7 protein-coding genes and 1 pseudogene are annotated in these 5,869 nt (G+C 75.2%); 5 read left to right on the forward strand and 3 right to left on the reverse strand.

Translation table 11 applies throughout. The features are described from left to right. The 4 genes from E1165_RS29280 to E1165_RS27550 form a co-directional block, all read left to right on the forward strand. A partial coding sequence (locus tag E1165_RS29280; protein ID WP_165945345.1) for a hypothetical protein occupies window positions 1-923 on the forward strand: 923 nt, incomplete at its 5' end. 27 nt (window positions 924-950) lie between these two features. Then, window positions 951-1,811 (forward strand): PHP domain-containing protein, encoded by an 861-nt coding sequence (locus tag E1165_RS27540; RefSeq protein ID WP_132394622.1) that lies wholly within the window; start codon window positions 951-953, stop codon window positions 1,809-1,811. Window positions 1,812-1,851: 40 nt separating this feature from the next. After that, window positions 1,852-2,466, forward strand: a complete 615-nt coding sequence (locus tag E1165_RS27545; protein ID WP_132394623.1) for a MarC family protein — start codon at window positions 1,852-1,854, stop codon at window positions 2,464-2,466. A gap of 118 nt (window positions 2,467-2,584) precedes the next feature. Further along, entirely contained in the window at window positions 2,585-3,421 is an 837-nt protein-coding gene (locus tag E1165_RS27550) for a PD-(D/E)XK nuclease family protein (RefSeq protein WP_132394627.1), read from the forward strand. A gap of 104 nt (window positions 3,422-3,525) precedes the next feature. On the opposite strand, the gene E1165_RS27555 is transcribed toward E1165_RS27550, so the two are convergent. Together E1165_RS27555 and E1165_RS27560 are read right to left on the reverse strand one after the other, a co-directional pair. Further along, complete coding sequence (locus tag E1165_RS27555; protein WP_132394624.1) at window positions 3,526-4,386, reverse strand: oxygenase MpaB family protein; 861 nt, start codon at window positions 4,384-4,386, stop codon at window positions 3,526-3,528. A 39-nt stretch (window positions 4,387-4,425) separates the two neighbouring features. Continuing rightward, the gene (locus E1165_RS27560; RefSeq protein ID WP_132394625.1) at window positions 4,426-4,854 is read right to left on the reverse strand and encodes a Fur family transcriptional regulator; all 429 of its coding nucleotides are present in this window, start codon (window positions 4,852-4,854) and stop codon (window positions 4,426-4,428) included. Window positions 4,855-5,051: 197 nt separating this feature from the next. Between E1165_RS27560 and E1165_RS27565 the strand changes: the two genes are divergently transcribed. Beyond that, window positions 5,052-5,534 carry a DUF2231 domain-containing protein gene (locus E1165_RS27565; RefSeq protein WP_132394626.1) on the forward strand — a complete coding sequence of 161 codons (483 nt, stop codon included), beginning with the start codon at window positions 5,052-5,054 and terminating at the stop codon, window positions 5,532-5,534. Window positions 5,535-5,679: 145 nt separating this feature from the next. On the opposite strand, the pseudogene E1165_RS27570 reads toward E1165_RS27565, so the two are convergent. Further along, window positions 5,680-5,869 (reverse strand): annotated as a pseudogene (locus E1165_RS27570) (hypothetical protein); the annotation flags it as partial.

Genomic DNA, 5,869 nt, shown 5'->3' on the forward strand with positions numbered 1-5,869 from the left:
CCCCCGCCGCCTGGCCGGTCGCCCCCGCCCCGACGCCCGCGCCGGCCGACGGCCGGGCCGAGATGATCGTCGGCGAGGCCCTGGTCACCGCCGACGGGCAGCGACACGACCTCGGCATCGGCCCCGCCGAGCGGGCCCAGCGCCTCCCCGACGGGGGCGGCTGGCTGGTGGTCGGCGCGCCCACTCCCGCCGGCCGTACCCTCTGGGTGGTCCCCGCCGGCGAGTCCCCGCTGGTGCTGCTGGCCGGCGCGGAGCAGATCGCGCTCAGCGGCGACGGGCGGCGGGTCGCCTGGCGCGACGGCGACGGCCTCTACGTGGCCGGGCTCGTCGGCCGGCAACTGGTCGCCGCCACCGGCACCCCGGCCGCCGCTGGCGCGACACCCGTGCGTTTCGTCGGCGACCGGATCCTGGTCCGCGCCCGCGACGGGGGGCACCTGCTCTGGCAGCCGTCCCCCGCCGCGCTGCCCGCCGGCGACCGGCGGGTCGTCGGCGTCTACGGCGCCCGGCCCGACGGGCGGCTGGTGGCCCGGGTGTCCACCGCCGACCGCCGGGTGTGCCTGGCGTTGCTCGACCCGGTGACCCTCGCCCCGGCCCGGACGGGCTGCGGGCCGGCCCTGGCCGACGACGACCTCGGCGCGGTCTCCACCGACGGCCGCTGGCTGCTGGCCAACGGGCGTACCGGCGGGGCCGTCCTGGTCGATCTGACCGATCTCGGGCCGCGCACCACCGCCCGGGCGGCCGGGCCGACCGTCAGCGGCGCGGTGGCGTGGACCGGCTCCGCCATCGCGACCTACCTGGACCGTGGCGCCACCCTGACCCGGGTCCGTCCCGACCGGACCCTGGCCGGGGAGGGCGCCGCCTCGACGCTGCTGAGCGGCGTCACCCCCGACGACCACCCGGTCGTGGTCACCGCCGGCTCCTGACCGCCACGCGCCCGGTAGCGTCGGAGCGTGACCCCGGCCATCGACCTGCACACGCACTCCACCGCGAGCGACGGCACGCTGACCCCAGCCGAGCTGGTACGGGCCGCCGCCGACGCCGGGCTGGACGTGGTGGCGATCACCGACCACGACACCACCGCCGGCTGGGACACCGCGCTCGCCGCGCTCCCGCCCGGCCTCACCCTGGTACGGGGCGCGGAACTCTCCTGCCGGTGGCACGGCGTCGACCCGGCGGTCCCGCTGCACCTGCTCGCGTACCTGTTCGACCCGGGTCACCCCGAGCTCGCCGACGAACTGGCCCGGGTGCGGGCCGCCCGACAGGTGCGCGGCGAGCGGATCGTCCGGCTGCTCCAGGCCGACGGGATCGACATCAGCTGGACGGAGATCATCACCGCCGCCGGGGGCGGCACCGTCGGCCGCCCGCACATCGCGGCGGCGCTCGTCCGGGCGAACCTGGTCGCCAGCACCACCGAGGCGTTCGAGCCGGACTGGCTGGGAGAGCGGTACCGGCTGCCGAAGGAGGACATTGACGTCTTCCGCGCGGTCGCGCTGGTCCGGGCGGCCGGCGGCGTACCGGTCTTCGCCCATCCCCGGGCCACCCGGCGCGGTCGGATCGTGCCCGACGAACTGATCGTCGAGCTGGCCGGGGCCGGGCTGGCCGGTCTGGAGGCCGACCACGAGGACCACACCCCGACCGAGGCGGCCCACGTCCGCGCCCTCGCCGCCGAGCTGGGCCTGCTGGTCACCGGTTCGTCGGACTTCCACGGCACGCACAAGACCGTCCGGCTCGGCGCTCACACCACCGCCGGGGAGGCGTACGAGCGGCTCGTCGCGCAGGCCCGCGGAGTGACCCCGGTCGCTTCCGGCTGATCCGAGTTTCCGCCAGAACCGGCGCGGCTAGGTTGATCAGGTGGATCTCAAGCTCTTCGGTGAGGTCTTCGTGACCCTGCTGGTCATCGTCGACCCGCCGGGCATGATGCCGATCTTCCTCGCCCTGACCGGACCGCTGCCCGCCCGCGACCGCAACCGGGCCGCCTGGCAGGCGGTCGCGCTGGCGCTCGGCGTCATCGTGGTCTTCGCGGTCGCCGGCCAGACGCTCCTCGCCTACCTGCACGTGGACCTGCCGGCGTTGCAGGCCGCCGGCGGCCTGCTGCTGGTGCTGGTGGCCCTGGAACTGCTCACCGGCAAGGCGGACGACCCGAGCCAGCAGGTCACCTCGAACATCGCCCTGGTGCCGTTGGGTACCCCGCTGCTGGCCGGACCCGGCGCGATCGTCGCGACCATGCTCTTCGTGCAGCAGGCCGACCGGGTGGGGCAGTACGTCAGCATCGCCACCGCCATCGTCGCGGTGATGCTCGCGGTCTGGCTCGTGCTGCGCTTCTCCGGCGGGATCGTCAAGGTCCTGCGACCCGGCGGCATCGAGGTGCTCACCCGGATCGCCGGCCTGCTGCTGGCCGCCATCGCCGTCCAGCTCATCGCCGACGCGATCGCCGCCTTCGTCACCCAGTACGGCAACGGCGGCTGAGCGGACCATGTCCGGTGCGCGGCTGTCGTACCCGGATGGCAGGATCTCACCCGTGCGACGATCCGCCGGCCCGCCCCGACCTCGCAGCGGTCAACCCGAGCAACTCGGCTTCGACGGCATGCCGGAGCGGCTCTTCGTGTGCACCCCGAGCAAGCTCGGAGCCTACGCGGACTGCCCCCGCCGCTACCGCTACTCCTACGTCGACCGGCCCGCGCCGCCCAAGGGCCCGCCGTGGGCGCACAACTCGTTGGGTGCCAGCGTCCACACCGCCCTGAAGAACTGGTACGCCCTCAGCCCGGAACGCCGCCGGCCGGAGGCCCTCGCCGGGCTGCTCAAGGGCACCTGGGTACGCGACGGTTACCGCGACGACGAGCAGGAGCGGGAGGCCTACCGACGGGCGCTGGACTGGCTGGAGGCGTACGTCGCGACGCTGGAGCCGGGCGTCGACCCGCTCGGCGTGGAGCGGGTGGTCGCGGTGAAGACAGCCGTGCTGGCCTTCAACGGTCGCGCCGACCGGATCGACTCCCGGCCCGGCCCCGACGGCCCCGAACTGGTCATCGTCGACTACAAGACCGGCCGTAGCGGGCTGGACGCCGACGACGCGCGCGGCTCACAGGCGCTGGCCCTCTACGCATACGCCGCCGAGCGGACGTTCCGCCGGCCGTGCCGCCGGGTCGAGCTGCACCACCTGCCCACCGGGACGGTCGCCGCACACGAGCACACCGCCGAATCGCTGGCCCGGCAGCTCTCCCGCGCCGAGGACACCGCCCGCGACATCATGGCCGCCGAGCGTGCCGTCGCCGACGGGGCCGACCCCGACGAGGCGTTCCCCACGGTCGCCGGGCCGCGCTGCGGCTGGTGCGACTTCCGCCGCAACTGCCCCACCGGCGCGCAGACGCCGGGGCGGGAGCCGTGGTCGGCCATCGACCGCCCGGCCGCCCCCACCGGCGACTGACCCCGGTCACGCGACACCGCCCCGACTGATCCCGGTCACGCGACATAGCCCCGACGGCCACCGGGCGACACGGTGACGGGTCAGGCAGCCCGTGCGGTGACCGTTCAGGTGGTCCCGGCGGTCAGGCGGGCGGCCCGGTTCTTGGCGGCCTGCTGGATCGGCCCCTCCCGCCAGTCCCGGGGCAGCGCGGCCAGCGCCAGGCGCAGCGCGCGTACGCCCAGATCGGCGGAGAGGGCGGTGGTGGGCAGCCCCAGGCCCCCGTACAACCGCAGCGCCCAGGGCGGCAGCAGCCCGAGCGCGGTGCCGGCGACGCCGAGGTACGCCCAGCGCGGCGGCCCGAGGCTCAGCCCCAGCCGGGCCGGCAGGCTCAACCGCTTCCACGGCAGCGGCGGGGCGGTGAGGAACAGGGCGGTCTCGGCCGCCTCCTTCGTCATCCGCAGGTGCGGGCGCACCGCCCGGTAGTAGTCGGCCACCTCGGCGGCGCTGCCCGGCACGTCGGCGGGGTCGAGGCCGACCAGCGCGGCGGCCCGCCGCTGCTCGGCGTAGTAGCCGTCGACCTCCGCGTCGGTCAGCGACAGCCCGGCCCGCCGGGCGGTGCTGACGAACGACTCGACCTCGGTGACGTGCACCCAGCGGAGCAGGTCCGGCTCGTCGATCCGGAACTCCTCGCCGGTGGTCGGGTCGGTGGCGCGCATCCGGGCGTGCAGCGCGCGTAACCGACGGCCGGCCGCCTCCGCCTCGCTGGTGGTGCCGTAGATGACGGTGCCGACGTAGGTGGCGGTGCGGAGCAGCCGGCCCCAGGCGTCCGCACGGTAGTTGCTGTTCTGCGCCACCCCGGCCATCGCCCGCGGATGCAGCGCCTGGAGGTAGAGCGAGCGCAGGCCGGCGACGATCAGGACCGGTTCGTCGTGCACCTTCCACGTGACCGATCCGGGTCCGAACAGGCCGAGGTCATCGGAGTCCACCGCCCAAGAGTGCCACGCGATCCCGCCCGGTGGACCGGCTCAGTTGTCGGCGGCGCGGCGGGCCTGGCAGGTGGGGCAGAGGCCCCAGAAGGTCACTTCCGCCTCGTCGACCTCGAAGCCGTGCGCGGTGCTCGGGTCGAGGCAGGGCGCCTCGCCGACCGCGCAGTCGACGTCGGCGATCTCACCGCAGCCCCGGCACACCACGTGGTGGTGGTTGTCGCCGGTCCGGGCCTCGTAGCGGGCGGGGCTGCCGGCCGGCTCGATCCGCCGGGCCAGGTCGGCCCGGGAGAGCGCACCGAGGACGTCGTAGACGGCCTGGGTGGAGACGGAGTCGAGACGTTCGCGGACCCGCCGGGTGATCTCGTCGACCTCCAGGTGACCGCCGGCGGCCAGCACGTCCAGTACGGCGAGACGCGGCCGGGTGACCCGCAGGCCCCTCGACCGGAGCAGTTCCTCACCACTGGACATGAGGCAATGACAGCACGAGGCCACCCCGCCGACAAGCGAGCCCGGCGGCGCGTGGCCCCGGACACAGGCAGGTCGTCCGGTCGGGCGGAGGTGAACGCTCCCGACGGGTGCCGCGTGTACCCGGTCGGGAGGTGCTGCGGCACCCTGGACCGTCGTACGCTTCTGCGACGGTTCCGCGTCGATCGTCGGAGGTGTCGGTGTTCAAGGAGATCAACGGGTTACCCGGGCACGTCCTGGTGATCCACGCGGTCGTGGTGTTCGTGCCGCTGCTGGCGCTGCTGGCCTCCGCGTACGGGCTGGTGCCCCGCTGGCGGCCCAGGTTGGGCTGGGCGGTGGCGATCCTCGCGGTGGTGACTCCCGTCTTCACCTGGGTGGCGACCGAGTCCGGCGAGGCGTTCGAGGCGGTCCTGGCGGGCCGGGGCTACCCGCCCGACCTGCTCGCCAAGATCGGGGAGCACTCCGCGTACGGCGAGACGACGCTGCGGCTCACCATCGCGCTGGCGGTGGCGGCGCTGGTGCTGTTGGCGTTGACCAGCGGCCGGGTGCGTGCCCCCCGGTTGCCTTCCTGGATCACCTGGCTGCTCACCGGGGTGATCGTGGTGCTGTCCGGGTTCGCCCTGGTGTACGTCTACCTGACCGGGGACACGGGTGCCGCTTCGGTCTGGGGCAACACCCTCTGACAGGCGCACCTCCGGGCCGGGCGCTCGTGTGGGCGGCGCCGCCGGTTCGTGTGGCGGTGCCGCTGGTCCGCGCCGCCCGGCTTCTGCGCATCCCGCCGCTCCCACGCGCCCGGGTTGCCGCCGACCCGCGCCGGCCAGGCCGGACTCAGAAGAGCGCCCGGGAGCAGAGCAGGCACAGCAGTATCAGTAGCACCGCGCCGGCCGCCGCGCCGACGGCGTAGGTGAGCCGCTGGGCGCGCTGCTCCGCCGCGTCCATCGCCTCCATGTCCTGCGGGGGCAGGGTGCGCGGCGGGGTGGCCTGGAGACGCACCGGCGGGCGCCAACCGGGCGGCGGC

Origin of the sequence: Micromonospora sp. KC723, from assembly GCF_004348595.1 — a bacterium.
In the GTDB taxonomy this organism is placed as follows: Bacteria; Actinomycetota; Actinomycetes; order Mycobacteriales; family Micromonosporaceae; genus Micromonospora.